This is a genomic window from Uruburuella suis (assembly GCF_022870845.1).
In the GTDB taxonomy this organism is placed as follows: Bacteria; Pseudomonadota; Gammaproteobacteria; order Burkholderiales; family Neisseriaceae; genus Neisseria; species Neisseria suis.
The window spans coordinates 1,084,927-1,111,580 of sequence record NZ_CP091507.1 but is presented as its reverse complement, the minus strand read 5'-3'; the positions used below and the strand labels follow the sequence as shown (position 1 = coordinate 1,111,580).

Genomic DNA, 26,654 nt, shown 5'->3' with positions numbered 1-26,654 from the left:
TGCCCTCGGCAGCAGGTTTAACTGATTCATTTGATTATTCTTACCCCGGAGAAATTTTATGGGTTTCAAACCGATTCCTACCGCAGTGGCGGTGATATTGGCGCTGCTGATTTGGTACGCCATTCCCGTGCCGGAAGGTGTGACCAGTGATGCCTGGCACCTTTTGGCCTTATTTGTCGGCGTGGTGGCTGCCATTATCGGCAAAGCCATGCCCATCGGCGCGGTGGCCATGTTGGCCATTACGTTGGTGGCCGTTACCGGCGTGACCAGCGACAGCCCCGCGCAAGCGGCCAAAGATGCTTTGAGCAGCTTCAACAGCCCGCTGATTTGGATGATCGGCGTGGCGATTATGATTTCGCGCGGCCTGCTCAAAACCGGCTTGGGCGTGCGCTTTGGCTATATGTTTATCGCCGTGTGGGGCAAACGCACATTGGGCATCGGCTACAGCCTGGCGATTTCCGACTTGCTGCTCGCCCCCGTTACCCCGAGCAACACCGCCCGCGGCGGCGCCATCGTGCACCCGGTGATGCGTGCGATTGCCGGCAGCTTTGATTCTGACCCGGAAAAAGGCACCGAGGGCAAAATCGGCAAATATTTGGCGCTGGTCAACTACCACGCCAACATCATCTGCTGCTCGATGTTTATCACCGCCACCGCGCCCAACCCCTTGGTGGTGGACTTGATCAGCAAAGCCACCGGCGCACAAATCTCCATTTCATGGGGCATGTGGGCCACGGCCATGCTGCTGCCGGCGCTGGTGGCGCTGGTGCTGATGCCGATTATTCTTTATTACCTGTATCCGCCTGAAATCAAACACACCCCCAATGCCACCGGTTTTGCCAAAGAGCGCCTGAAAGAAATGGGCCCGATGAGCCGCGGCGAATGGATTATGCTGGCGATTTTCGGCTTGCTGCTGCTGCTGTGGGCCGGCATTCCGGCGATGATATTCGGCCCCGCCGCCGCTGTTGACGCGACCACCACCGCCTTTATCGGCCTCTCGCTGCTCCTGCTCACCGGCGTGCTCACTTGGGATGACGTGTTGAAAGAGAAAAGCGCGTGGGATACCATCACTTGGTTTGCCGCGCTGGTGATGATGGCCACTTTCCTCAACAAGCTCGGCCTGATTGCCTGGTTTTCCGGCGTGCTCGAAAGCAGCATTTCCGGCTTGGGTTTGAGCTGGGTGTTTGGTTGCGCCTTATTGCTGTTGGCTTATCTTTATTCGCACTATATGTTTGCCAGCGGCACCGCCCACGTTACCGCAATGTTTGGCGCTTTCTACGCCGCCGGCCTCGCCTTGGGCGCACCGCCGCTGCTTTATGCGCTGATGATGGCCGCCGCCACCAGCATTATGATGAGCCTCACCCACTATGCTTCGGGCTCTTCGCCGGTGATTTACGGCTCGGGCTATGTGAGCATGAACGAATGGTGGAAAGCCGGCTTTATCATGAGTGTGATCGAATTGGTGATTTTCTCCACCATCGGCGCAGCTTGGTGGAAAGTGCTGGGCTATTGGTAAACACCGCGTCATTATCAAAAACGGGAATCTGAAGATTCCCGTTTTTCTTTGACCGTTGTTGTGGCCGTCTGAAGCTCAAACGCCCGCAATTATAGTGAAATGCAAGAAAAAGTTATACCAATTCAAAAAAGTAAGCTAACAAGACGACGAGCCGCAGACAGTACAGATAGTACGGCTAGGCGAGATAACGAAGTTAGGTTATTTTTTTGGATTGGTATTACATGAAACTGCATTCTGAAATCGCGTAGGTTGGGTTGATAAACCCAGCGTTTCAGACAGCTTGTCTATTTGTTGGGTTTGCAACCCAACCTACCCGCCGTATCACTTTTTTATACATTCCTCTATAGTGCGTAGGTCGGATTCTCGAATCCGACACTTGTTCGCAGAACAAGCATCAAGGCCGGTGTGATGTCGGATACAGGTATCCGACCCACAACCGCATCAAAGCCAAGGCCGTCTGATACCAATCCAAAAAAATAACCTAACTTCGTTAGCTCGCCTAGCCGTACTAGGTGTACTGTCTTCGGCTCGCCGCCTTGTTAGCTTACTTTTTTGAATTGGTATGAAAACTTTTCAGACGGCCTTGGCTTTGTTTTGCACTTTCACTCATTCGCCGCGCCAGCGCTTAAACACCAGCGAAGTGTTCACGCCGCCGAAGGCGAAATTATTGTTCATCACATAATCGGTGTCGATTTCTCGCCCTTGGCCGCGGATATAATCGAGCCGACCGCAGCGCGGGTCGATATGATCCAGATTGAGGGTGGGCGCAAACCAGCCGCTGTTCATCATTTCAATCGAAAACCACGATTCGAGCGCGCCGCATGCGCCTAAGGTGTGGCCGAGGTAGCTTTTTTGCGAGCTGATAGGCATGCGGCTGCCAAACAAGGCTTCGGTGGCTTGCGTTTCAGCGATATCGCCCTGCTCGGTGGCGGTGCCGTGGCCGTTGACATAGCCGATTTGCGCGGGCTCAAGCCCTGCGTCTTCCAAAGCCAGCGCCATGCAGCGCTGCATGGTGGCTTTTTGCGGCCGGGTAACGTGGCTGCCGTCGCTGTTGGCACCGTAGCCCACGATTTCGGCATAAATTTTCGCGCCGCGCGCCTGCGCATGCGCCAGCGATTCGAGCACCAATATGCCCGCGCCCTCGCCAATCACCAAGCCATCGCGCCCCGCATCGTAAGGACGCGGGGTTTGCGCCGGCTCGTTGTTGCGGCGGCTGGCGGCATAGAGCGAGTCGAACACATACACTTCAGAAGGGCAGAATTCTTCGCCGCCACCGGCCAGCATTGTTTCTATCATGCCGTATTTGATGGCTTCATAAGCATAGCCTATGCCTTGGCTGCCCGATGAGCAGGCGCTGGAGGTGGGGATGATGCGGCCGGTGAGGCCGAAGAAAATGCCGATATTGGCGGCGGTGGTGTGCGGCATCATGCGCACATAGGTGTTGGCGCTGAAATTTTGCGATTTACCGGTAATCAGCAATTCACCCACATCGCGGATGTCTTGCGTGCTGCCGGTGGAAGAGCCGCAGGCCACGCCCATGCGCCCGTCTTTGATGCGCTCATCGCCGAGCAAGCCGGCATCGGCCAGCGCCTGCTCGGCCGCATCCACACACAAATAAGACACGCGCCCCATGCTGCGCAGCTGTTTGCGCGTCCAATGTGCGGGCGGCGCATAGCCTTCGATGGGCGCGCCCAATTGCGCTTCCAAATCGGGATATTGCCCCTGCCAGCCCATATTTTGCACGGCATTGCGGCCTTGTTTGAAAGCCGCTTGAATGCTTGCCCAATCGCGGCCGAAAGCAGAAATGCCGCCGATGCCGCTGACCACAACTCTGTTCAACATAATCCCCCGTTCACCGCAATCACCTGCCGCGTGATGTAGGCGGCTTTTTCATCCATCAAAAAGCGCACCGCATGCGCCACTTCTTCGGGGCTGCCCATGCGCTGCGCCGGTATCATTTTTAAAATTTCGGCCACGGGCGTGTGCTCATCCAAAATGGCGGTGTCGATCAAGCCCGGCGCCACACAGTTTACCGTGATTTTGCGCTTGGCCAATTCCAGTGCCAAGGCTTTGGCCGCGCCGATCAGGCCGGCTTTGGAAGCGCTGTAGTTTACCTGGCCGCGGTTGCCGATCAAGCCCGACACCGAAGCCATGCACACAATGCGCCCGGGCTGTCGGCGGCGTATCATCGGCATGATTACCGGATGCAGCACGTTGTAGAAACCATCAAGATTGGTGCGCAACACATTATCCCAATCTTCATCTTCCAGCGCGGGAAAAGCATTGTCGCGCGTGAGCCCGGCATTGAGCACCACGCCGTAATAAGCGCCGTGCGCTTCCACATCGGCGCTTAATATTTCGCGGCAGGCCGCCCTGTCGCCCACATCAAACTGCAACACCCGCGCCTGCCTGCCCTGTGCGCAGATTTCTGCGGCCACCGCTTCGGCTTCATCGCGCCGGCTGCGGCAATGCACCGCAATATCATAGCCGTCTGCCGCCAAACCCAGCGCCACCGCCTTACCGATGCCGCGGTTTGCACCGGTGATTAAAATGGTTTTGTTCATCGTTTTCCTGAAAGTATTTTTAGGGTCTGTTCACCACTCATCTCGTGGCAATCTTTTGGCACAAAAACGCGCCTGCCGCGTTGAAAATGCTCGCAAGGTATCCAACCTTACTGCGCTTTTCGCCTTGCAAACGCGCTTTTGCGCTCAAAATCTTACGCACGGATGAAATGTGAACAGACCCTAGCATGGTTATGCCGCGCCGCTGCATGGCCTTTGTAAAGCTTAAAGTGAAATTTTAACAAAATTTATCAAGGCCGTCTGAAAGATTTCAGACGGCCTCAAACTGCATCAAACCAAGCCGCAGTTTAAAAACACATTAAACCGCCGTTTCAAACCGCCATTCCTTCTTTCGGGCTGAACACATTCAGTTTCAGACGGCTTGTGGATTTGTTGAGTTTGCAACCCAACCTACCCGCTAAACACATTCAAGGCCGCCTGCAACAGGCCGTCTGAAAGCAGCAAGCACGTAGGTTGGGTTGATAAACCCAACGTTTCAGACGGCTTGTGGATTGCTTGGGTTTGCAACCCAAGCTACCCGCCGTATCACTTTTTTATGCATTTCACGATAGCATCGCAACTGCGCTTGTTTGGTAAACTTGTGTTCAGATTGGGCTTCAGACGGCTTCAAGCCACATTAAACCGCCGTTTCAAACTGCCATCCCCTCTTTCGGGCTGAACACATTCAAGGCCGCCTGCACCAACAGGCCGTCTGAAGGCAGCTGTGCCCTCGCCGAAGCCGGCGCATCCGTCCAACGCAGCGCGCAGTCAAACACGCCGAAGCCCGTGCTGTCTTGCGTGGAAGCATGCACCTGAATCGACAATTGCGTGCCCACGGCAATGGTGTCGGCAAAAAGATTCAACTTGCGCGTGCCCAGCAAAAAGCCCAGCCGCACCGGCTCGCCGCGATTGTGCGCATGGCAGCCGGCCAGCGCGGCAATGCCTTGCGCCATAATTTCCATGCCCGCCAGCGCCGGCAGGCTGCCCGCTTGCAGCAAAATGTGTTTTTCACCCACATGTGCCGTGGCGTGCAGATAATCATCGCCATATTCGGTGATGCAGTCGAGCAACACCATATGGCCGCTGTGCGGCAGCAAGGGGGCTATATGGGTGATGGGGCAAATCAGCTTTTCGGGCATGGTTATTCTTTAAGTTTGGTTTTCAGACGACCTGTTTCAGCCGTTTTCATTTTAATAGGTAATCAACATCAACTATCAAGCCACTCAGCTTTCAGACGGCCTCGCCTATCACCACCACCGCATTGTTGCCGCCAAACGCAAACGATGCGCTGGCGCCGATTCTTTGCCCACTTTGCCATACGCTGCCCGCATCAGTAAGCGCGATTTCCGGCAAGGCGGCATCGCGTTCACCATTCCAGATTTGCGCAGGCAGCCTGCCTTGCGGGTTGCAGCGGCGGCTGACCATGCCCCATAAAAACGCGGCTTCAATCGCGCCGGCTGCGCCGAGCGTGTGGCCGGTGAGCGGTTTGGTGGAGGTGCACGGCGTTTGGCAGCCGAATATTGCAGCCACGGCCAGGCTTTCCATGCTGTCGTTGTGTTGCGTGCCGGTGCCGTGCAGGTTGATCCAGCCGACGGCTTCGGGCGGCAGCGCGGCGTGGATTAAGGCGGCTTGAAAGGCTTGCGCGGCGCCTTGGCCGTCGGGGCGCGGGGAAGACATATGATAGGCGTCGCTGCCGGCGCCATAGCCCAGCAGCGGCAGGCTCTCGCCGAAACCGGCTTCGCGCGTCATCACAAAGGCGGCGGCGGCTTCGCCGATGTTGATGCCGTTGCGTTGGGCGGAAAAGGGGTTGGCCATGCCGTCTGAAAGCACGCCCAGCGAATTAAAGCCGTTGATGGTGAGCGGTGATAAGGTGTCCACGCCGCCGCACACCACGGCATCACACAGCCCCGCCCTCAATAATCTTGCCGCGCTGATTAAGGCTTTTGCACCCGATGTACAGGCGGTGGACACGCCGTAGCACAGGTTTTGCAAACCATACACCGCCGCCACAAAATCGGCAGGCGCAGACAAAATTTGCTGCTGCTGGTTAAACGGCACATCGCGCCACGCGCCGCCATCGGCCACCTGCTGAAATAAGGGAATATTTTCATCCACGCCGCTGGTGGACGTGCCCATCACCACGGCGATTCTGCCCGCGCCGAAGCGCTGTTTGGCCGCTTCGATATCGCCCTCGATTTGCGCGAGCGCGTGCCACAGCAATTGATTGTTGCGGCTTTTGTGGCCGTCTGAAAGCGTGGCGGGGAAAGGCCGCAAGCTTTCATTCACCGCGCCGAAAGCATAAGTTTTGCCGCGCACCCATTGGCCGGATTCGCTCAGCGGCGAGGCGGCAGGCGGATTGAGCAGCGCATCGACATGGGTTTGCAGGCCGCTGCCCAGCGCGCTGGTGATGGCGGGGGCGGTGAGGTAAACAGGTGTATTCATCATAATGGGCTTTGTTTATTCGTTGTTCAGGGGTGTTAGCAACCAGCGCCGGCCATCGGGAAAAACAATGATATAAAGGCCGTCTGAAACTTCGCTGCGCCACAATTCGCGCGTATTTTCAAAATACACCGTGGCCGCGCCCTGCTTTTCCTGCCGCTGCTGCGGATAAACCGCCGCGCCCTCGTCCAGCAAGGGCAACAGTGCGGCAAACAGGCGGCGCGAACCGGCATTGGGCGCGACAAAACCATCGTTTGCCCAGCCCTTGCCGCCCACGGTTTGGCGCGACAGCGGCGCACCCAGCGCATCGGTTTGCACAAAGCGCAGGTTCTCGCCGTCGCGCTGCACCGCCAGCAGGCTGGCCTGCTCAATATTGCCGGCTTCATCCTGCGCTTCAAGCTTAAACCAGCGTGTGTCGCCGGCGGCCAAAGCCGGCAGGGTTTGCGGCTTGGGCAGGCCGTCTGAAACAGCGCAGGCGGCAAGTAGCCAAGCGGCGCATAAAGCGGCAAAAAAAAGCTTTATAAAATTCATGGTATGGCTTTCAGACGGCATCGCATCACAATCGGGCTTCGCCCACCAATTCGGCCAGCGCATTCAAGCGGCGCTCGGATTTTTCCACATAAGGATTTTCCGTGTCCCACGCGTAGCCTGCCAAAATCGAGCTGAGCATGCGGCTGATGTCGGCATTGCGGTTGTCGGCATAAATCACATCTTGAAAGCGTCCGTCATACCAGCCGTTTACATAAGTGCGGAAAGTGTTCACGCCCACCATCAGCGGCTCGGCAAATTCACGCTGCCAATCGGCCGCTTCGCCGTTAAACTGTTTCACCAGCAAATCGGCGGCCAGCTTGGCCGAATGCATGGCAATGGTCACGCCCGATGAAAACACGGGGTCGAGAAACTCGGCCGCATTGCCGAGCAAGGCAAAATGGCGGCCGTGCAGGCTTTTCACATTGGCCGAATAACCCTGGATGCTGCGGAAGGGAAATTCGTTTTCCCACACCGCATCGGCAAGCACTTCGGCCAGCATCGGGCATTCGAGTGCAAATTTTTTCAACACCGTTTCCGAATCGCCCGCCAATTTGTCGGGCGTGCCCACCACGCCGATGGAGCAATGATTGTCGCCAAACGGAATCGTCCACAGCCACACATCGCGGTGCTGCGGGTGGGTGGTGATCAGAATTTTGTCGCGATCGAATTTGGGGCTGCTGATGTTGTCGACAATATGGGTGAAATGCGCCAGGCGCGGCGGCAATTCGGAGGGTGTTTCCAAATCGAGCAGGCGCGGCAGCACGCGGCCGTAGCCGCTGGCATCGAGCACAAAGCCCGCGCTCAATTCATAAGCACCGTCATCGGCTTCGATGCGCAAGCGGGCCTCAGCGCCGCTGTTGTCAAACGCCGCCACGCCGTGGCCGAAGCGCACATCCACCCCTTGGGCGGCGGCTTCGTCAATCAGAATTTTGTCAAACAGCGCACGGCGCACTTGAAACGTGGTGCCGGGCCCGCTTGAAAATTTATCGGTGAAATCGAAATAAGTGTAGCGGCTGCCCCAAGTAAAGGCCGCGCCGTTTTTCAATTGAAAGCTCGGCTCGGCGCGCACCGCATCGCCGAAGCCCGCCGCCTCGATAAATTCCATACAATGCGGCAACAGGCTCTCGCCAATCACAAAACGCGGAAAATGCTGCTTTTCCAACACCACCACGCGCAAACCCTGTTTATTCAACAAAGCCGCCGCCACCGCCCCGGCAGGGCCGCCGCCGATAATGGCCACATCACAATTTGTGTTCATCTTATTTATCGCTTTCTGATTTTAAAATTAGAGGCTGTTTATTCCCGCAGCAGCCAAGCCGCAAACAGCAGGTTCAACACCACGCCCAGCGCCACGGTGGTGCCGAAAGCGGCCACCGCCGGTGTGCTGCTCAACGCAAGCAGGCCGAATGAAATGCCGGTGGTGAGCGCGGCCAGCAACATGCCGCCCAGCCGCGCGGGTGCGCTTTCATGCGCGGCATAGGCATACACGGCATAGTCCACGCCGATGGCCGACACCAGCAGTAAGCCAAACATGGCAAACAGGCTCACCGGCACGCCCAGCCAGCCCAAAAGCGCCACCACGCCGAGCGCGGAAGCCAGCGGCACCGCCAAAATCAACGCGCCGCGGCGCGCGCCGAATATTTTCCACAGCAACAGCCACGCCAGAGCATAAGAAGCCAGCTTCAGCCAAGCGGCTTGGTTGCGGGTGTGGTGAAACAATTCGTTTAGGTGCGCGCGCTTGTCCACCCAGCGCACGCCCTCAAGATGGCGCACCGCCGCCTGCACTGCTGCTGCATTTTCCATTGCCTGCAAACGCGCCACCGCTGCAAAGCGCCCCGGTGCCGCTTCGCCCAAATAAAGCGGCCGCCAAGCTTCGGCCAAGGGCGTTTGCAGGCTTTGCGAGAGCGTGAGCGGCGGTGCGGCGGCGGCTTCGCGCAAAGCCTGGCGCATGGTTTGGCGCGGCACGCCGATTTCGCGCATTGCCGCCCACGTTTGCGGCAGCGCCGCCAATTCGCTCAAACGGCGCTGCAAGGCCTGCTGCCCGGCCACCGGCATAATCCATTGGTCGAGCGACTGCACCGCGCCCAATTGCTGCGCATCAAGCAAAGGCTGCAAGGCGCGGCGCACATCGGCGCTGCGTTGCAACAACATATCTTCATCCGGTGCCTCAATCAGCAGATATTGACCGCTGAAATCCTGGCCGCTGAGTGCACCTATCTGCTGCGCCTGTGCCAGCAATTCGGGCGGCATCGACACCCATTGGCGGATATCGTCGTGCCAGCTGCTGCGCCACAAGCCCGCCAACAGCAGCAAAGCGGCCAAAGCCAGCCAGCCTTTGCGGCGCAAGCGCTGTTTCAGACGGCCGGTGAGCGGATAAAGCCGCTGCACCCAAGCGGCAAACGGCACGGCCTTGGGCTGATAACGTGCAAACAAAGGCGGCAGCCACCACACCGTTGCCCCGAATGCGCCCAAAAGCGCAAAGCCGGAAAACACCGCCGTTTGGCGCAACACCGGCAGCGGCGTAAACCACAACAGCGCATAGCCGAGCACCGTAATCGCCAAGCTGGTGAGAAACACCGGCCGCGCATGGCGCATGGCCGCGCCGGCCTGCCAGCTCAAGCCGTCTGAAAGCCGTGATGCCGGATGGGCAGCCGCGCGGCTTTCAGACGGCCTCGGAAACACCGATGGCGCCAGCCAATGCAATGGAAAATCCACCAACATGCCCAGCAGGCTCGTGCTGATCACCAAGGTGAGCACATGCACTTGCCCAAACAGCAGCAGCGAAGCCGCCAGCCCCGTGAGCAAGCCCGCCGCCAGCGGCAGCGCCAGCCAAAACACACGGCCGCTGCGAAACACCCACAGCAGCAGCGAAAACGTGAGCAACAGCCCCGCCGCGCTCATCAAGCGGCTTTCGCGCTCGGCATCGGCCTTGGCCGCCGCGGCAAAGAGCGCCCCGCCGGCGCTTAAAGTTTGCACGCCCTGCTGCTCCGCCAGCGAGCGACTTTGCGCCAGCAGTGGCAATAAATCCTCACTGCCGTTGGCCACGCCGCTTTGCTCAGGCAAACGCGCGCGCAACCACACCCAGGTTTTGCCGCTTTCATCTTCGGTGAACAACATGCCGCTCTCGGCATGCCATTGCAGCTTGCTCAAGGGCTGCGCCTGCGCCAGCGTGAAGCGGCCGAAGCCCAACCAATCTTGGTCTAGCGGCAAAGGCGAAGGCGCGGCAAAGGGGTTGAGCGCATCTTCCGCCCGCTGCCGGAAATAGGCTTGCGGATCGCTTTGCAGCCATTCGCGCTGCCGCTGCGGCAACACCGCCAAGCCCAAGCGCTGCACCGCTGGCCGCAGCTGCGCCAAATCGGGCGCGATTTCGCTGTCCACTTCTGCAAACACGCCACTACTGCGCCACAGCTTGGCAACCTCGGCGGCCGTCTGAAAAGCTTGCTGTGCATCATCGCTGCCCGCCAGCAACACCACTTGGCCATTGAGCTGCGCTTCGGCCGCCTTATCCGCCGCCTGCCACACCGCATCGGCCGACTGCTCGGCAGGCAAAAGCGCGGTAAGATCGGTTTGCAGCCACGCGCGCGCAGCCAGCGTGTAGATCAAAAACACGGCGGTAATGGCGATAAAAAGCGTGTAAAAAAAGCGGAGTTTGTGGCTCATGATGGTTTCAAATGTTTTCAGACGGCCTATCGGTTTCATGGGTTTCTGCTGCATCGACAAAGCGCAATATCCGGCACAGTGCTTTTTTTTCAGACGGCCTGAGGCCTTTGCAAAACCAAATATAGTGGAATGCATAAAAAAGTGACACAACGGGTAGGTTGGGTAGAAAACCCAACAAGCCCACAGGCCGTCTGAAACCTTGGGTTTATCAACCCAACCTACCCCGTGATAGTGCGTGGTTTTGTATCACTTTTTCTTGCATTCCACTATATCTGTCGCACTCGCGCAGGCGGGTGCCTAGGTTTGTTCAGATTTCTGAAAATAATAAATTACCTATAAAATCAAATGTTTGATTTTTTTCGTGTTGCTGGCGGCTACCTGCTCGGCATGCGCAGGAGCGACGGCAGGGGCGTTTTGCAAAGGTTGCGGCTACTGCAAAGCCAATCGCGCAAACGCATCCAGCGGCTGATTCACCGCCACGCCGCTAAATGTCATCACCGTGCGCTCACCTTGGGTTTCGTTCAATTCGATTTTGCGCACCACGGCATCGCCGCTGATGTCGATGCGGGTGAAAATCTGCTTCATCAAAGCGGTTTTCGGGTTGAGTCGCAGCGTCCATTTTTTCGCATTGCCGCTCAGCTGCAAATCAAACTGCTTCTCCAGCCCCGCCGTGTTGCCGCCGAGCAAATCCAGAAAAAGCTTGATTTGCTGCGCCTGCCCGCTGCGGCTGCCACCGCCGGCACTCACCCACGCCTTGCCGTTCCACTGCATAATGCCGTCGGCACGCACGCGCAGGCGATTGTCAAACGGCTTTTGCATCTGCCACAGCAAGCCTTTTTTCGGCAGCAACACAAAGCGCCCGCCGGTGTTCATCGGCTGGTTTAATGATTTGAGATAGCGCTGCTGCGCAAACGCGCCCTGCACATTTTGCGGCTGTTGCAGCATTTGTGCCAATTCGGCGGTGTCGAATGCTTGGATAAAGGGGCTGAATAGAATCAGCGCCATGCCGATTAAATATTTTTTCATGTATTTGTTTCCATGTTGGATGGTATCTATCAGGTGCGGTTTATATGGTGCACAGCAAGCCTTGCGGCTTTTCGGATCTTACCTCATGTGGCTAAGTGCAACCCGATTCAACGCCCTCTCACCACAGGCAGGCTGTCCGGCGTAAGCAGAATTCGGGCAAGCACGGCTTCTGTTTCCTGCAAAATTTCATGATTCCAAAAACGCAATACCGTATAACCGCTTTGTTGCAGATCGCGGCTGCGACCGGCATCGTATGCGCATTGCTCAGCATGTTGCCCGCCATCGGCCTCTACAATCAAACGGCGCTCTTCGCACACAAAATCGGCGATATACCGGCCTATCGGCATTTGTCGACGGAATTTATAACCGTGCAAGCGTCTGCCCCGTGCTGGATACGGGGCGAGGGCCGCAAACCACAGGTTTGTATTTATCCGCCCACATCAACTCCCATCAGGCCGTCTGAAAGCTTTTATGTTTGGCCACCGCTGCCAGCCAGCTTGCCGGCGTTTGAAACTGCATCTCGCCGCTCTCCAGCGCCACGGCCACTTGGGTGGTGCTCGCTTTGGTGAGCTTGGCGCCGCTTTGGGCATCTGAAATGGTGTAGTCGATGCGCAGGCAGCTTTCGATTTCCACCAGCGCCAGGTCCACATAGATTTTTTGGCCGAAGCGGGCGGGCTTCACATATTTCAAATTGAGCTGCACCACCGGCCAGCTAAAGCCCTGCCTGCCCATCTCGTTGTAATCGTAGCCGATTTCGGTCAAAAATGCGCAGCGCGCCACTTCAAGGTATTTCACATAATGGCCGTGCCACACAATGTGCATGGCGTCCACATCAAAAAACGGCACTTCTATTTCGGTGCGGTGGCGGCAGTAAACATGTTTAGCCATAATCGTTCCAAAAATCGTAAAAATTAAACCATTGCAGCGGGGCGGCGGCGCATTCTTCGGTCAGGCGGTCGGCATAAGCCTGAGCGGCGGCGGCCACGGCGGCTTGACGCTCGCCGCGCTTCCAATCGGTGCTGTTTAAAAAGCGGCGCAATTTCAAATGATAGCGGCCTTGGTGCTGAACACAAAAAAGCGTGTGCACTTGCGTTTTCAGCAGGCCGGCCAAAAGCCATGCGCCTTGCGGCAGCTGCGCTTTGGCGCCTAAAAAATCCACTTCCACCGTTTTCTCGCCGCGCACGGGCACGCGGTCGGCGGCGATGGCCAGCCATTCGCCCGCTTCGATGCGCGCGTTTAATTCCATCATCAGCGCGGCATCCAAATCGCTAACTTGAATCAGCTGGATGCGGTCGGCACCGGCCTTGATCAGCGCTTCGTTAAAAGCTTGGGCATGGCGGCTGTGCACCAGCACGTTCAGCTTGAAGCCTTGATGGTGCGACACCAGCGCGCGGCAGATTTCCACATTGCCCACATGCGAGCACACAAAAATCTGCCCGCGCCCGTCGGGGCTGTCCATATCGGCATACACATTATCCGGGTCGTGCAGCACCAGATTTTCATAGCGGATTTTGCGCTGCCACACGGCAAAGCGATCGCACACCGCCCGCCCGAAAGCCGTAAACTGCTTGAGCACCGGCCAGCGGCGCGGCAGCGGTGCATCAGGATAGGCTGCCGCCAGCCGCGCCTGATAGCGGGCAATGTGCCGGCGCGGTGCCGGCGCGGTGAGGTAAAAATAAAACACTACAAACCAAATGCACGGATTCATCAAAAAAGCCGGCAAATGGCGCACCATCAGCGTGGTGAGGCCGAGCAGCAAACGGTTGCCGCGCTCTTGCTGCGCCGCCCAGTGATTGGATTTTGCGGTCATGGTTTCAGACGGCCTTGTGTGCCTGCTTCATTGAAATAGTGAAAATTCAAGGCGGCTTGCGCGCCTGCTTTTGCATCGGTATGGGTGTAAACCGAAAAGAGAATGCCTTTTTGCCCGTCTTGCTCCGCTATCGTATGCACCACTTGCCTGATGGTGGGCGCAAGCTGCTCTTCACTCATGATGCGGTGCGCCAAATTCAAATTTTCCGCCACCTTCGCGGCCATTTCCGCCATCTCTGCTTCAATCTCTTCGGCATCTGCTTGTTTGGCTTTCACCGAGCAATACGATTTGCCCGACACCAGAAAAAAGCGCCCGCCCGCCTCGCTGTGCACACCCCAAACCCGCTTGGCTTCAGGCTCGAAATGAAACGGCTGCTTTTGTTCGCTGTTTAATTCAAGCATTTTTTCTTTTGCCGCCAACGCAGCCAACTTGGCCTCATCCGCTCCGGTGGCAACGCAAGCGTTGAAAAACAGCATAGCGGCCTGACGGGCGTGGACTTTCGCGGCATCATTGGTGTCGGCACGGATTTTTCCACAGGCGCTAAGGGTAAACGGTAAAAGAAACGCAGCAAGCATAAATTTATTCACAACCACCCGCCGGGCTTGCAAACAAGCTTGTGTTTCAGACGGCCTCACCGGCTTGCCTTTGAGTAAACCGCCCATTTATTGCCTTTTCCTTTTTTTGGCCGGCTGTGTGCAAGGACGCAACTGCTGCAAAGCCTGAGCCACAGCAACATCTGCGGCCTGATTTTTGGCATCGGCGCCCGAAGCCACAATAAAATCCCCCACCCGCGACACCACTTCATGCGGCTTGATGGTCATCATGCCGCACCACCTGCCCGCTCGTGCCTCGACAGTGGCCACGGCATTGATATAGCCGTTGGCAAAAGCAACCGCCTCGTTGCCCGAACTAAAGATGTGGAGATAGTTGATTTGCCGACCCCGCAGCGCTTCCAGCAACTGATCGGCCGAAAAAACCACCTCCGGACGAAGCTTGGCCGCCGCTGCCGTGGGCAGATAAGCGGCCACACACAGCAACATCATGCTTTTCCACAAAGTCAAACAAATGGCTTTTTTCATCGCGGCTCTCCTTTTGGTATCATTTAACAGCTAATCGTTGGCAGCATTCAGACGGCCTGCCAAAACCTACCCAATCAGCGCTTGCCCAAGCGCCCGCTCAACCGCCGCGCCAACATTTCAAAAAACAACCGCGCATGCATTTTGCTGATGCGCACATTATCGCCCCAAGCATCAAAATGCGAAATGCCGTCTGAAGCATAGCGCACCGGCGTTTTAATCCACACCAGCGGCAAGGCGCGCCAATGCAGGCGCACGAGGATTTCGGTGTCGAAATCCATGCGCTCGCCCACGTTTTCTTCGCGCACCACCGCAAGCGCGGCGGCCAAGGGGTAAAGACGGAAGCCGCACATGCCGTCTTTGATGTCGGTGGAGCCGGTGTTGACCATATTCCAAAAATCGGTGATTTTTCGCCCGTAAAGGCGCGCTTTGGGCGCATCGCTGCCGTATTGCGGCCAGCCGCACACCACCGCTTCGGGCTGCGCAGCGGCGGCTTCGATAAGTTTGGCGGTGTCGGGCAGATGGTGTTGCGCATCGGCATCCACCTGCAAAACATGCGTATAGCCGCGCGCTTCGGCATAGTTCAAACCGCTTTTCACCGCCGCGCCTTTGCCGCCGTTTTCAAAGCGATAGAGCACTTCGATGCCGTCTGAAAGCGCCAGTTTGTCTAAAACCTGCCGGCAATCATCGCCCGAGCCGTCATCCACAATCAGCACATCCAAACCGAAACCGCGCATGGCTTCGGCCACTTGGCCGACGGTGGCGGGGTGTTTGTAGTGCGGAATCAGCGCCAAAATGTTCATTGTTCCACCACTTTCAAACTGCGGATTGCCTATTGCTGCTCAAGATGCGTTGCAAGGCTGCGCCCGACCACAAAAGCAGCCACACGCCTTGTTTTTGAACCTTGTTCATTTTATTTTCCCTTCCAACTTTCAGACGGCCTATTGAAACCCGCCAAACACCAGCCGCCCCGAAGCGCACACGGCATCAGTGTTTTCCAGCCTAAAGGTGAGTTTGTTTTTATCGGCATCGTATTTCAAATGCACGCGGGCTTCATCGTTGGGGCGCAGAAATTGCTGGTATTTCAGGTTTTCCACCCGCACGATGCTTTGCCGCCCCCAATCGAAACGCGCCGTCAAATCGCGCACCCATTGCAGCTCCACCACGCCGGGCACGAGCGGAAATTGGGCAAAATGGCCGCCGAAATAAACCAAATCCAGCGGCACGCGGCTGCTGATCTGCCATTCGTTTTCAGCGGGATTTTCCATTTCAAGCGGCCATTCGGGCGCAGTTTGCGCTTCGCTGAAGGCCGTCTGAAAATCTACGGCGGCGATTTTGGCTTGCGCATTGCGCGGCAATTCGGCGGCAAAACGCCAATAGCGCGGCAAAGCGATGGTGTCTTGCGTGGCGGCAGTGTGTTTTTTCAACACCGCCATCACAGCGGCGCGGCCTTGTTCGCGCAAGGCACGGATGCCGTCTGCATTGAGCGCAATCCATGCCGCCAGCCGTTTGTGTTGCGGGTGCAGGCCGCAATAAGCATCGGCCACCCATTCGTGCGCGAGCAAATCATGCTCGATTTGCACCAGCGACACGCGTTTGTCTTCAAATTTGATAATGCGGTCGCTGCGCCCGAGCAGCGCAAAGCCGCGCGCTTGCGGCTCGACAATATCGGCAGTTTGCTGGCGGCCGCCGCTCCAGGGCGATTCTGCCCACAATGCGCCGGCTTCGTTCTGCCCGATTTGCACATTCGGCAAAGGCTGCCAAACACCGCTGCCCTGCCGCGAAGCCATCACGCCGGTTTCGGTGCTGCCATAGATTTCAAACGGCATCACGGCATGCAGCGCCAACAAATCCGACGTGGCCGCCGGCAATGCGCCGCCGGCAGACAGAATGCCCCGCAGCTTCGGCCGCACCGCCGCCCAGTTGCGCGCTTCACCCATGCGCCCCAAAAGCGCCGGGCTGGTGATCCACACCACGCTCTCATGCGCCGCCGTGGCCGCCAGCAGCGTTTCAGGATACACATATTGCGCGCGCGCCAGCGGCCAGCCGGCCGAAAGCGGCACGGCAAAGCGGAAAGTGAAGCCGTATAGATGCTGCGGGCTCACGCTGCCCAGCGCCACCGCACCGCTTTGGGCAAAAGGCAGCAGCGCCGTCAAGGCTTGCGCCTCAGCCTGCATTTGCGCCAGCGTTTTCACCACCACCTGCGCCGCGCCGCTGGAGCCGGAAGTTTTCAGCCGCGCTTGTGCTTTTTCGTCCAGCTGCCAATCCTGCGTGTTCGGCTCGTATTCAGACGGCATGTTTTCCAAGCAAGCCGCCACATCCAGCACATTCAGGCCGCCTGAAAAAGCCGCATGCTGCGGCACATCGGTGAGCCAAATATCCGCCTCATCATCCGCCCAGCCGATATTTTCCGCCGCCAGATTCGGCGGCAACACCACCCGCGCGCCCGCATGCCACGCCGCCAATATCGCGCAGGCAAACAGCGCCGCATCGTCAAACCACAGCGCAGCAGCTTGCACGCCCTGCGCTTTCAGACGGCCTGAAAGATAAAACACCGCGCGGTTGAAATCGGCGCGCCGCCACTCGGGCGCAACGGCGATTAAGTCGCGCGGATTAAAATCGGGAGATAAAATTCGGCTCAGTTTCTGCATGGCTCAGCGCTGGGATTTCCAAACAAATATTTTATAAAACAATCAGATGCCTTAAACACAACACATAGCACCCAAAACAGACGGCACGGAAGATAAACCTTCAGACGGCCTCACAACTTCAACACCGCTTTGCGGTAAACCCATTCCCCGCCCAACAGCAGCCCCATCAACACATACGACACAATCCCGGTATATAAAGCCCACCAATCGTATTGTCGCATCAGCACCAAAGCCGCCGCCATGCTGCCGTTGAGCACAAAAAACACACACCAGATTTGGGTGATGCGGCGGGTGTAGCGCACGCCTTCAGGCGGCAAATCGGGCGTTTGCAGGCGGGCGAGCCGCTCAATCAGGCTTTGCTTGGCAAACAGGCTGCCGCCAAACAGCGCCAGCATCAGCAGGCTCACCCACACGGGATACCAATACATGCTCTGCGGCAGCCGCAGCAGCAACACAGCGGCAAAAAAAGCCGCCAATATCAGCGCCACCACACGCTGGCCGCGCTCGCGCTGTGTGAGCGCACGCAGCAGCCACAGGCCGCACATTAAAGCGGCCAGCCAAAAAAAAGCGCCGTTGTTGCGGCCGAAATACCACAACAACGGATAGGCCGCGCTCACTGCGCCCAAGGCGATTTTGGCAGCAGCGTTCACATTATTGCGCTGCGTCTTTGCGCAACACCGCCTGCACCACATCTTCCACCGTGCGCACGCTGCGGAAATCATCGGCCAAAAGCTTGCGGCCGGTTTGGCGCTTGATGTAGTCGATCAAATCGATGGCATCGATGCTGTCGATTTCCAAATCTTCATAAAGATTCGTGTCCGGTGCAATGCGCTCAGGCTCGATTTCAAACAGGTTCACCAGCGCATCGGTGAGAATCTGGCGGATTTCGCTTTCAGTCATCATGCGCTCCTTATGCCTGCTTGCTGCGGATAAAATCGGCCAAAGTCTGCACGCTGGCAAAATGCTCGCGCAGGTTTTCTTTTTCGCCGTCCATCTGGAAGCCGAAAGCTTTTTGCACCGCCAGCCCCAATTCGAGCGCATCGACCGAATCCAGCCCCAAGCCCTCATCGCCAAACAGCGGCGCGTCGGTGTCGATATCGGCTTCGGTGATGTCTTCCAGCCCCAAGCTGTCGATGATTAATTGTTTGATTTGGCTTTCTAAATTCATGTTTTTTCCCGTGTGTTTCAGCACAGCGCGCCGCATCGGTGCAGCTTGTGCTTCAGCCTGAATAAAAAAGGCACAGCGCCTTTCATCAATTATCCGCCCTCACAGGCGGGGTTTCAAACCTACAAAGAATGTTTGATAAAATAGTTTTGCAGATATTCGTTCAAACGCCGCGCCGCAATCGGCAACGGTTTTTCGGCAAGCCAGCTTTGCGGATCGATATCTTCGCCCACCGTGATTTCATAATGGATTTTCTGCGGCGGAATGCGATACCACGGCTGGCCTTTTTTAAAATTAGGCGGCGTCATTTTAATCACCACCGGCGTAATCACCGCCGCGCTGCGCAAGCCGATCGACACCGCGCCGCGATGCAGCTTCACCTGTCCGTCCCAGCCCGTGCGTGTGCCCTCGGGGAAAATCAGCAGGCTTTGGCCGCCTTTGAGCACGGCATCCACTTCCTCCATCATCTCCACCGATTCATCGTTGGGGATAAAACCAGTGGCCAAAATCGGGCTTTTCATGGCCGGATTGCCGAGCAAATCTTTTTTCACAATGCAGTTGAGCATGGGGGCATGGCTGAGCAACAACACCACATCCAAAAGCGAAGGATGGTTTGCCAGCACCAACTGCCCCGGCCGGCCGAGCTTTTCCAGCCCGTTAAAGCGCACGCTCAACACACCGGCCCATTGCAAATAGCGCACAAAAAAAAGCCAAACGCCGCCCACCAATTTTCTGGCTTTCAACTGCCGCGCCACATCGCCGCGCGTGCTGTTTAAGGTGTAGGGCAGCAGCGCCAGCTTAAACAACACGCCTGCCACGCCGAAGAGCACAAATCCGAAAGCCGTGGCCAGCAGGCGGCGCAAATAATCCAGCCGCTTCATGCGCTTTTCTGCCACAGCCAGCGGCGGGCGCCGTTATATTGCATATGTTCTAGGCCGTCTGAAAGCATAAAACGTATCCATGCCAACGCACCCCAATAATCACCTTGATTATCTGCCGCGTTTTCAGACGGCATCAACGACAAGCGGTAATCTGTGCCGTGTGTCAACACCATCGCCAAGGCATAAGGCCACGGCGCACGGTGCGCAGCCACATCATAAGCCGCGCTCAAGGGCTCATCCGCCAGCACCAGCAGCACCTGCTCTGCCCCATCATGAAGCAGCGCATAAGCCTCGGCCAAGCCGCTCTCCAAACTATCGCCCCGCACCGCCAGCGCCGTGTTTTCGCCCATATCGCCGCGCAACATCGACCACTGCCCCGCCAGCGCATTGTGCACCGACAAGCCGAACGAAGTCGGCGACACTTCATTATCGCGCAGCAAGCCCAACCACAATTCAAAGCTGCGGTTGATTTCACCATCGTGCGATACATAAACCAAAGGCGCATCCGGATAATCCGACGCCAAATCCCAAGCCGCATCCAACACCCGCCGCGCCGAATCACCCAAACGGCGGCGCTGCATAGCCGGCAAAAAAGCCAATGCCGGCTTATAATCCGGCATTTCAACGGCCGCATCCGCATCCGCCGCCCAAGCCTGCCATTGCGCGGGCGCAGCCATGCGGCTGCTCACCGCATGCCATGCCGCGATATTGAAAGAAAAGCTTAAATTATGCATCACATTTGATCGGCCGATGATTGAAACGGAAAATGCCTTGTTAACGATAACGCAACCAGTGCAGAAAGACGCCTCTGCATGAATACACTTTTATTTAACAAGTAAATATTGTCTGCCCGAGCAAACCCATACAAGCAGCATCATTATTTTTGATATTTTAACGCGCTTTACATGATTTACCAAACATTCATTATAAATCGCAAAAACAATACCAAGCCTAAAGAAACAAGATAGCAAGGCGAGCCAACACCGCCAAGTTATTTTTTAGGCTTGGCATAAGCCCGCACAAAAAGCCCGCCGCCGAAAACAACCCGGCAAAAGCGACAAAGCCTGAGCCACAAACACCCAGACAATAAAAAAACAGCTGCCATAAGCAGCTGTTTTCGTGGTATTTTTTTGGTCGGAGTGAAAGGATTCGAACCTTCGACCCCTTGCACCCCATGCAAGTGCGCTACCAGACTGCGCCACACTCCGACTCAAAGAAAAAAAAGATTATAGCGGCGCTAAAATCAGTTGGCAAGTGCTTTTTCGATATCCGCCAATATTTTTTGCAGCTCCGTCCGCATTTCATCTGCACGGATGGCCGGATTGCCCTCGCCATCGAGCGCATTGCGGGTAAATTCGTCCACAAAAGGCGCAAACGTGTCTTTCAGACGGCGTAATTTCATCACATCCTGCCGGGTATAGTGATCGCCGCCATAACCCACCACCACGCCGTGGGCATGCTGCCACTGGGCAAATTGCTCAGGGCTGATTTCCACCAGTGCGCACAATTCATTGAGGCTGAAATAGCGTTGGGCGGGGATATGCGGTAAATCAGGCGCGTTGCTTGTCATAATAATGCTCCACCATGCCTTTTAATTTTTGGCTTGCGTGGAATGTTACCACACGGCGGGCGGAAATGGGCACTTCCTCGCCGGTTTTCGGGTTGCGGCCCGGGCGTTGCGGTTTGTCGCGCAATTGAAAATTGCCGAAGCCTGAAATTTTGATTTCTTCGCCGCGCTCCAAGGTGGTGCGGATTTCTTCAAAAAACAGCTCAACGATTTCTTTGGCTTCGTTTTTGGTGACGTTGCTTACTTTTTCCACCAAAATATCGGCCAATTCAGCTTTAGTTAAAGTCATTTTATTACTTTCATTTTTCGACAAGGGCGGATTATCACTAATTTTCGTTTAGAATTCAAGTGAATATCCGGTTTTATTTCACTTTTTTATCCACGCAGTTGCGCGCCTACATCGGCTGCGGCCTGAATCAGACGGCCGATTAAAGGCTCTACCGTTTCATCGGTGAGCGTGGCCTCCGTGTCTTGCAACATGATTTTTACCGCCAGGCTTTTCATGCCCTCGGGCAGGCCGGCGCCGCGATACACGTCAAACACGCTGATTTCCTGCACCAGCTTGCCTGCCGCGCTGTGCAAAGCAGAGAGCAGGCTGTCGTGGCTTATCTCTTCGGGCATCACAAAAGCCAGATCGCGGCGGACGGGCTGGAATTTCGACACCGGCCGGTAAGCCGCTTTCTCTTTCGCGGCCACGGCTGCCATATCCACTTCAAACACCAGCGCCGCTTGCGGCAAATCGTATTTTTGCAGCCATTGCGGGTGCAATTCGCCGATAAAGCCGATGGTTTGGCCATCGAGTACAATTTCGGCGGTGCGCCCCGGATGCAGCGCCGGATGAGCCGCTTTGACAAACTGCACCGTTTTGCCGGCCAGCAAGGCTTCTACATCGGCTTTGGCATCGTAAAAATCCACACTGCGGCTTTTCTCGCCCCATTGCTCGGGCAGCGCAGAGCCATACAGCAAGCCGCCGACACGCTCGTTTTGCACAAAACGGCCGTCTGAAGCTTTGCTGAACACGCGTGCAATTTCAAACACACGCACGCGGCTTTGTTTGCGGTTGAGGTTGTTTTGCAAAATCTCCACCAAACCGCCGATTAAAGTGGAACGCATCACCGCATATTGCGCCGCCAGCGGGTTTTGCAGACGAACCGGATCGGCATTGGCTGCAAAATCCTGCTCCCACTCTTCATTCACAAAAGCGTAGCTCACCACTTCTTGATAGCCGCGCGCGGCCATTTGGCGGTAAACATCAAAACGCGATTGCTTGGTTTCCGGCAGCGGCAGCATTTTCAGACGGCCTGAAGTGCGCTCGTCGGGAATATTGTCGTAGCCATACACGCGGCCGATTTCTTCAATCACATCGGCTTCGATTTCGATATCGAAGCGAAAGCTCGGCGCGCTCACGCTGAATCCTTCTGCAGTGGCTTTCGGGTTTAAGCCCAAGTGGCGCAAAATTGCTTCCACTTGCGCCGCTTCGATATGCACACCCAATAAGGTTTCCACACGGCTCAAGCGCACTTCAACGCGATTGGCGGCCGGCAATTGGCCGAGCGCTTCGGTTAACGCCCCCGCTTCGCCGCCGCAGATTTGCAACACCAATTCTGTGGCACGCTCGATTGCATCGGCCTGCAAAGCCCAATCCACGCCGCGCTCGAAACGGAAAGCCGAATCGGAACCGAAACCGTATTGGCGCGATTTGCCGGCGATAATAGCCGGCGCAAACCAGGCCGCTTCCAGCACGATATTGCGGGTGCCGTCTGAAACCGCGCTCGCTTCGCCGCCCATCAGGCCGGCCATGCTCAACGCGCCCTGCTCATCGGCAATCACCAAGGTGTTGTCGGCCAGGGTCACGGTTTTTTCATTCAGGCAGGCCAAGGTTTCGCCGTTTTCAGCGCGGCGCACAATGATGCTGCCGTGCAGTTTGTCGGCATCAAACACATGCATGGGCTGGCCCAGCTCCAGCATCACATAGTTGCCGATGTCGACCAACGCCGAAATCGAGCGGATGCCGCTGCGCGCCAAACGCTGCTTCAGCCAATCGGGCGTAGCTGCTTGCGCGTTCACATTTTCAATCACGCGGCTGATAAAGCGGCCGCAATCTTGCGGCGCATCAATACGCACCGCTTGGGTTTTGCCACTTTGCACAGAGGCCGTCTGAAGCGCCAGCGGCCGGTTTTCACATTGCGTGAGCGCCGCCACTTCACGCGCCAGGCCTTTGATGCTCAGGCAATCGGCGCGGTTGGGCGTGATTTTGAGCGTCATCAACACATCATCGAGCGCCAGATAATCGCGGATATCCTGCCCCACCGGCGCATCGGCCGGCAGAATGTGCAGACCGTCCACACCGTCATCAGGCAAGTCCAATTCGTTGGTGGAACACAACATGCCGTTAGAGGTTTGCCCGCGCATTTTGGTGGGCTTGATTTTGAAGTTGCCCGGCAACACCGCGCCCGGCAAAGCACACGGCACTTTGATGCCGGCGGCCACATTCGGCGCACCGCACACAATTTGAATTAATTCACCTGTGCCCGCATCCACTTGGGTAATGCTCAAGCGGTCGGCATCGGGGTGTTTTTCCACCGATTTCACTTCGGCCACCACCACGCCGCTAAAGGCCGGCGCGGCAGTTTCCACTTCTTCCACTTCCAAGCCCGACATGGTGAGCAGATGCGCCATTTCATCGGCGGAAAGATTGGGGTTGGCTTGGGTTTTGAGCCAATCATAAGAAAATTGCATGATATTCTCTTGTTTTGTTTATTGAGGCCGTCTGAAACGGCGGTTTGCTTTCATTATTTTGATGCACAGGCAGCCTGCATTTTTGCTGCAATTTATTTTACAAAAATACAGCTTCGGCTAAAAATTTTTCAATGCCCTGCACCACAGCCAATGCAACCGCTTCGTCATAGGTGTGGCTGGTGCGGCTGCGCATATCGCGGTATTGTTTCCAATCTGTCCAATCGCCTTGCAGCAAGCCTTGTTCGTTGGCGGTGCGGATTAAATCCTGAAAACTCATTTGGTCAAATTCAGCAGGATTGGCCGAAACCTGTTCCAGATAGCGCTTCAGCATTTTATGGCTGATTTCATAAGTGAATTCAAAACGCTGAATCAAACCGTCACGGATTTGCGTGTCGCTGATGTCTTGCAGGTAACGCAGCCAACCTTCCTGCAAACGTGTAGTCGCATTGATTAAAGGTTGCAGATTCAAAACTTGCATCATCAAAATCCTTCATTCTTTTAAAAGACCCGATTTTCAGCAAAAATCCAACTTAATTTATTTGAATTGTTTCAAAAAATTCAAATCATTATCAAAAAACAGGCGCAAATCGTTTACGCCGTAGCGCAGCATGGCAAAGCGGTCCAGCCCGATGCCGAAAGCGAAGCCGGTGTATTTTTCAGGGTCGATATTCACATTTTGCAGCACATTGGGGTGCACCATGCCGCAGCCGCCCACTTCCAGCCATTTGCCGTTGTCGCCCATGATGTCGATTTCGGCGGAAGGCTCGGTAAACGGGAAAAACGAGGGGCGGAAACGCACCTGCAAGTCATCGCGCTCGAAAAAGCGGCGGATAAAATCGGTAAACACCGCTTTCAAATCGGCCATGCTCACGCCTTCTTCCACCCACAGGCCTTCGGCTTGGTGAAACATCGGCGAATGGGTGGCGTCGGAATCGACGCGGTAAACCCGACCGGGCGCGATGATGCGGATGGGCGGATTTTTTTTGTCCAGCATATAGCGGATTTGAATCGGCGAAGTGTGCGTGCGCAAAACATCGCCGTTTTCCACATAAAACGTATCCTGCATGGCGCGCGCGGGGTGGTTTTGCGGAATATTGAGCGCCTGGAAATTATGGAAATCGTCTTCGATTTCGGGGCCGTCGGCCACTTCAAAACCGATACCGTGAAACAACTCCACCACGCGCTGCAAGGTGAGCGTCACCGGGTGCAGGCCGCCCTCAGTTTGGCCGCGCCCGGGCAGGGTCACATCCAGCGCCTCGGCAGCCAGCTGCGCTTGCAGCTTGGCTGCATTGAGCGCATCGCGTTTGACGTTATAGGCCGTCTGAAATTGATTTTTGCACTCATTGATGTGCGCGCCTATGGTTTTGCGCTCTTCGGGCGACATTTGACCGAGGGTTTTCAACAAGGCGTTCAATTCGCCGGCCTTGCCCAGATAACGGGCTTTGACCAATTCGAGCGCATTGGAGTCTGTTGCGGCTTCGATGGCGGCGATGCCTTCGGCAACAATACGGTTTGCATTTTCCATGGTGATTTGTTTCTTGCCTGTGGGTGGGTTTGGCAACCGGATTCGGGTTGCCGCAAGCGCGCCATCATTAAAATAAGGAGGCCGTCTGAAACGCATTCAGACAGCCTTTGATGGCTCTTGCTGTGTTTGAAAGTGCATTATTTTAGCGCAATTACATTCAAAAAAACAGCAATTTAAAGAAAAAATAGGCAGCGCTTTCAGACGGCCTGAAATAAAAAAAGGAAACCGAAGTTTCCTTTTCAAATATAGCTCAGCTCAGCATCAAGCCAAAGCGGCTTTGGCTTTTTCAACCAATTGGGCGAAAGCGGCTTTTTCAAACACAGCCAAATCAGCCAATACTTTGCGGTCGATTTCGATGGCAGCTTTTTTCAGGCCGTTCATGAACTTGCTGTAAGACAAACCGTTTTCACGGGCGCCGGCGTTGATACGCACAATCCACAGCTGGCGGAATTGGCGTTTGCGTTGGCGGCGGTCGCGGTAAGCATATTGACCGGCTTTCATCACCGCCTGCTTGGCAACACGATAGACGTTTTTGCGACGACCGCGATAGCCTTTGGCTAACGCTAATACTTTTTTATGACGGGCACGGGCGGTAACACCGCGTTTTACGCGTGGCATAGTTTAGCTCCTTAAGCGTAGGGTAACATTTTAGAAATCGAAGCCATATCGCGCTCGTTCACCATCGAGGTGCCGCGCAATTGACGTTTGTTTTTAGTGGTTTTTTTGGTCAAAATATGACGCTTGAACGCATGAGCGCGTTTCACACCACCGTTACCCAGTACTTTGAAGCGCTTTTTCGCGCCCGACTTGGTTTTCATTTTCGGCATGGGATACTCCATATCATTTATTAGATTAGGTGCAAGGGGGCTTTAAAACAAAGCTTTAAAGCACTTGAAGCCCGAACACCACGATTTTTTGCCGCTCAAAAAAAGCTGCTCCGCGCGGCAAATCGGAGCAAGCCAAGCATTATAAACTTATTTTTTCTTCGGCGCAATCATCATCACCATTTGGCGGCCTTCCATTTTCGGAAACTGCTCAACGGTGCCGATTTCGGCCAATTCTTCTTTCACGCGCTCCAGCAGTTGCGCACCCAATTGCTGATGCGCCATTTCGCGGCCGCGGAAACGCAGGGTAACTTTCACCTTGTCGCCATCTTCCAGAAAACGGGTGATGTTTCGCATCTTAATGTTGTAATCGCCCTCATCGGTGCCCGGACGGAATTTGATTTCCTTGATTTGCACCTGCTTTTGCTTTTTCTTGGCTTCGTCGCGCTTTTTGGCCTGCTCATATTTGTATTTGCCAAAATCCATCAGCTTGCAAACCGGCGGCTTGGCAGTGGGGGAAATCTCCACCAAATCCACATCTTGCTCTTCGGCCATGGCCAAAGCTTCGCGTACGGTTACCACGCCGAGCTGCTCGCCCGTAATACTGATTAAGCGCACTTCTTTAACGGTGATTTCGCCGTTGATTCGTGCTTCGCGTTCTTGTGCGATGATGATGCTCCTTA

General features: G+C 55.9%; 28 protein-coding genes, 1 tRNA gene and 1 pseudogene. 1 reads left to right on the top strand and 29 read right to left on the bottom strand.

The annotated features are described in order from the left end of the window. The first annotated feature begins 58 nt into the window (after window positions 1-58). Window positions 59-1,516, top strand: coding sequence for a DASS family sodium-coupled anion symporter (locus LVJ78_RS04935; protein ID WP_132954083.1), 1,458 nt, complete (start codon window positions 59-61; stop codon window positions 1,514-1,516). A gap of 606 nt (window positions 1,517-2,122) precedes the next feature. Here the strand turns inward: LVJ78_RS04935 and LVJ78_RS04930 are convergent. From LVJ78_RS04930 to infC, 29 genes and pseudogenes are all read right to left on the bottom strand, one after another. After that, window positions 2,123-3,358 carry a beta-ketoacyl-ACP synthase gene (locus LVJ78_RS04930; RefSeq protein WP_132954084.1) on the bottom strand — a complete coding sequence of 412 codons (1,236 nt, stop codon included), beginning with the start codon at window positions 3,356-3,358 and terminating at the stop codon, window positions 2,123-2,125. Further along, window positions 3,352-4,080, bottom strand: a complete 729-nt coding sequence (fabG, locus tag LVJ78_RS04925) for a 3-oxoacyl-ACP reductase FabG (protein ID WP_132954085.1) — start codon at window positions 4,078-4,080, stop codon at window positions 3,352-3,354. The genes LVJ78_RS04930 and fabG overlap by 7 nt, the downstream gene beginning before the upstream one ends. A gap of 647 nt (window positions 4,081-4,727) precedes the next feature. Then, complete coding sequence (locus tag LVJ78_RS04920; RefSeq protein WP_207894312.1) at window positions 4,728-5,216, bottom strand: hotdog family protein; 489 nt, start codon at window positions 5,214-5,216, stop codon at window positions 4,728-4,730. Window positions 5,217-5,307: 91 nt separating this feature from the next. After that, window positions 5,308-6,519 (bottom strand): beta-ketoacyl-ACP synthase, encoded by a 1,212-nt coding sequence (locus LVJ78_RS04915; protein ID WP_132954110.1) that lies wholly within the window; start codon window positions 6,517-6,519, stop codon window positions 5,308-5,310. Window positions 6,520-6,534: 15 nt separating this feature from the next. Next, complete coding sequence (locus LVJ78_RS04910; RefSeq protein ID WP_132954086.1) at window positions 6,535-7,047, bottom strand: hypothetical protein; 513 nt, start codon at window positions 7,045-7,047, stop codon at window positions 6,535-6,537. A gap of 25 nt (window positions 7,048-7,072) precedes the next feature. After that, window positions 7,073-8,305 carry an NAD(P)/FAD-dependent oxidoreductase gene (locus LVJ78_RS04905; protein ID WP_132954087.1) on the bottom strand — a complete coding sequence of 411 codons (1,233 nt, stop codon included), beginning with the start codon at window positions 8,303-8,305 and terminating at the stop codon, window positions 7,073-7,075. A 38-nt stretch (window positions 8,306-8,343) separates the two neighbouring features. Next, window positions 8,344-10,707, bottom strand: coding sequence for an MMPL family transporter (locus tag LVJ78_RS04900; protein ID WP_132954111.1), 2,364 nt, complete (start codon window positions 10,705-10,707; stop codon window positions 8,344-8,346). Window positions 10,708-11,136: 429 nt separating this feature from the next. Continuing rightward, a complete protein-coding gene (locus LVJ78_RS04895) occupies window positions 11,137-11,733 on the bottom strand; it encodes a LolA family protein (RefSeq protein ID WP_132954088.1) in 597 nt (198 codons plus the stop codon). A gap of 107 nt (window positions 11,734-11,840) precedes the next feature. Then, window positions 11,841-12,119, bottom strand: a pseudogene (locus tag LVJ78_RS04890) (DUF559 domain-containing protein); the annotation flags it as partial. Window positions 12,120-12,183: 64 nt separating this feature from the next. After that, window positions 12,184-12,621, bottom strand: a complete 438-nt coding sequence (locus tag LVJ78_RS04885; RefSeq protein ID WP_132954089.1) for an acyl-CoA thioesterase — start codon at window positions 12,619-12,621, stop codon at window positions 12,184-12,186. After that, window positions 12,614-13,543, bottom strand: a complete 930-nt coding sequence (locus LVJ78_RS04880) for a lysophospholipid acyltransferase family protein (RefSeq protein ID WP_132954090.1) — start codon at window positions 13,541-13,543, stop codon at window positions 12,614-12,616. The genes LVJ78_RS04885 and LVJ78_RS04880 overlap by 8 nt, the downstream gene beginning before the upstream one ends. Beyond that, a complete protein-coding gene (locus LVJ78_RS04875; RefSeq protein ID WP_132954091.1) occupies window positions 13,540-14,205 on the bottom strand; it encodes an NMCC_0638 family (lipo)protein in 666 nt (221 codons plus the stop codon). Before LVJ78_RS04875 ends, LVJ78_RS04880 begins: the two co-directional genes overlap by 4 nt. Next, the gene (locus tag LVJ78_RS04870; protein WP_132954092.1) at window positions 14,206-14,622 is read right to left on the bottom strand and encodes a Rap1a/Tai family immunity protein; all 417 of its coding nucleotides are present in this window, start codon (window positions 14,620-14,622) and stop codon (window positions 14,206-14,208) included. It lies immediately after the preceding gene. A gap of 74 nt (window positions 14,623-14,696) precedes the next feature. Further along, window positions 14,697-15,422 carry a glycosyltransferase family 2 protein gene (locus tag LVJ78_RS04865; protein ID WP_132954093.1) on the bottom strand — a complete coding sequence of 242 codons (726 nt, stop codon included), beginning with the start codon at window positions 15,420-15,422 and terminating at the stop codon, window positions 14,697-14,699. A gap of 138 nt (window positions 15,423-15,560) precedes the next feature. Continuing rightward, the gene (locus tag LVJ78_RS04860) at window positions 15,561-17,270 is read right to left on the bottom strand and encodes an ApeI family dehydratase (protein WP_132954094.1); all 1,710 of its coding nucleotides are present in this window, start codon (window positions 17,268-17,270) and stop codon (window positions 15,561-15,563) included. A gap of 110 nt (window positions 17,271-17,380) precedes the next feature. Beyond that, a complete protein-coding gene (locus LVJ78_RS04855) occupies window positions 17,381-17,920 on the bottom strand; it encodes a COG4648 family protein (RefSeq protein ID WP_132954095.1) in 540 nt (179 codons plus the stop codon). Window position 17,921: 1 nt separating this feature from the next. After that, the gene (locus tag LVJ78_RS04850) at window positions 17,922-18,170 is read right to left on the bottom strand and encodes an acyl carrier protein (RefSeq protein ID WP_132954113.1); all 249 of its coding nucleotides are present in this window, start codon (window positions 18,168-18,170) and stop codon (window positions 17,922-17,924) included. Between the two features lie 10 nt (window positions 18,171-18,180). Next, on the bottom strand, window positions 18,181-18,438 hold the full coding sequence (locus LVJ78_RS04845; protein WP_132954096.1) for a phosphopantetheine-binding protein: 258 nt from the start codon (window positions 18,436-18,438) through the stop codon (window positions 18,181-18,183). Window positions 18,439-18,557: 119 nt separating this feature from the next. Further along, entirely contained in the window at window positions 18,558-19,316 is a 759-nt protein-coding gene (locus tag LVJ78_RS04840) for a lysophospholipid acyltransferase family protein (RefSeq protein ID WP_132954097.1), read from the bottom strand. After that, window positions 19,313-20,050 carry a beta-ketoacyl synthase chain length factor gene (locus LVJ78_RS04835; protein WP_424580116.1) on the bottom strand — a complete coding sequence of 246 codons (738 nt, stop codon included), beginning with the start codon at window positions 20,048-20,050 and terminating at the stop codon, window positions 19,313-19,315. The genes LVJ78_RS04840 and LVJ78_RS04835 overlap by 4 nt, the downstream gene beginning before the upstream one ends. 397 nt (window positions 20,051-20,447) lie before the next feature. Continuing rightward, window positions 20,448-20,524 (bottom strand) — tRNA-Pro (locus LVJ78_RS04830). 35 nt (window positions 20,525-20,559) lie between these two features. Then, window positions 20,560-20,886 (bottom strand): hypothetical protein, encoded by a 327-nt coding sequence (locus tag LVJ78_RS04825; RefSeq protein WP_132954099.1) that lies wholly within the window; start codon window positions 20,884-20,886, stop codon window positions 20,560-20,562. Further along, entirely contained in the window at window positions 20,867-21,172 is a 306-nt protein-coding gene (locus tag LVJ78_RS04820) for an integration host factor subunit alpha (RefSeq protein ID WP_132954100.1), read from the bottom strand. Before LVJ78_RS04820 ends, LVJ78_RS04825 begins: the two co-directional genes overlap by 20 nt. Window positions 21,173-21,258: 86 nt before the next feature. Beyond that, complete coding sequence (gene pheT, locus LVJ78_RS04815; RefSeq protein ID WP_132954101.1) at window positions 21,259-23,622, bottom strand: phenylalanine--tRNA ligase subunit beta; 2,364 nt, start codon at window positions 23,620-23,622, stop codon at window positions 21,259-21,261. A gap of 97 nt (window positions 23,623-23,719) precedes the next feature. After that, window positions 23,720-24,103: a nucleotidyltransferase substrate binding protein gene (locus LVJ78_RS04810; protein ID WP_132954102.1), complete on the bottom strand. Its 384-nt coding sequence runs from the start codon at window positions 24,101-24,103 to the stop codon at window positions 23,720-23,722. Window positions 24,104-24,157: 54 nt separating this feature from the next. Beyond that, window positions 24,158-25,147 carry a phenylalanine--tRNA ligase subunit alpha gene (pheS, locus tag LVJ78_RS04805; RefSeq protein WP_132954103.1) on the bottom strand — a complete coding sequence of 330 codons (990 nt, stop codon included), beginning with the start codon at window positions 25,145-25,147 and terminating at the stop codon, window positions 24,158-24,160. Window positions 25,148-25,408: 261 nt separating this feature from the next. Next, on the bottom strand, window positions 25,409-25,765 hold the full coding sequence (gene rplT, locus LVJ78_RS04800; RefSeq protein WP_132954104.1) for a 50S ribosomal protein L20: 357 nt from the start codon (window positions 25,763-25,765) through the stop codon (window positions 25,409-25,411). Between the two features lie 11 nt (window positions 25,766-25,776). Next, complete coding sequence (gene rpmI / locus LVJ78_RS04795; protein ID WP_132954105.1) at window positions 25,777-25,974, bottom strand: 50S ribosomal protein L35; 198 nt, start codon at window positions 25,972-25,974, stop codon at window positions 25,777-25,779. Window positions 25,975-26,121: 147 nt separating this feature from the next. Next, window positions 26,122-26,643 (bottom strand): translation initiation factor IF-3, encoded by a 522-nt coding sequence (infC, locus tag LVJ78_RS04790; protein ID WP_207894315.1) that lies wholly within the window; start codon window positions 26,641-26,643, stop codon window positions 26,122-26,124. Between the last annotated feature and the right edge of the window lie 11 nt (window positions 26,644-26,654).